Genomic DNA, 447 nt, shown 5'->3' with positions numbered 1-447 from the left:
AACCACCTCACTCGAAGAAGATCAAAAAATTGCACGGAACGAACTGCGCTTGAGCGAGATTTCCCAGTTCACTATTGACATTGATCTCGCCGGCGAGGAAAAAAAGATAAAGGCCCTTGAAGATCAGATCACAAAAGCAAAAGATGAATTAGACGCCGTAGAGGCAGAAGGAAAAAAGCGGGTCGATCGGGTCAAGGAACTTAGAACACAGCTCCGAGACGAAAAACGAGGAGCGGAGCAGGTCAATCAGTATCTTGGACATTTTCTAGGCCACGGAGGCTTAAGTCTCTCCGCGGTAGAGGAGGCCAATACCGCCACATATCGCTTTCAAATATTGAGAGGTGATCAGGCCGCTTACAATTTGAGCGAAGGTGAATGCAGTCTCGTTGCTTTTTGCTACTTCCTAGCGAAACTTGAAGACATCGAAACAAAGGGAAAGAAATTAAT

Annotated in this window: 1 protein-coding gene; it reads left to right on the top strand. The window is 46.1% G+C overall.

The features are described from left to right. Positions 1-49: 49 nt before the first annotated feature. The coding region (locus J5M67_RS28595; RefSeq protein WP_243434941.1) for an AAA family ATPase at positions 50-447 on the top strand (398 nt) is incomplete at its 3' end.

It is taken from the genome of Pseudomonas sp. 30_B, assembly GCF_017491605.1.
Lineage (GTDB): Bacteria > Pseudomonadota > Gammaproteobacteria > Pseudomonadales > Pseudomonadaceae > Pseudomonas.
Note: the sequence above shows the minus strand (reverse complement) of the source record. Positions and strands in the feature narration are given on the sequence as shown.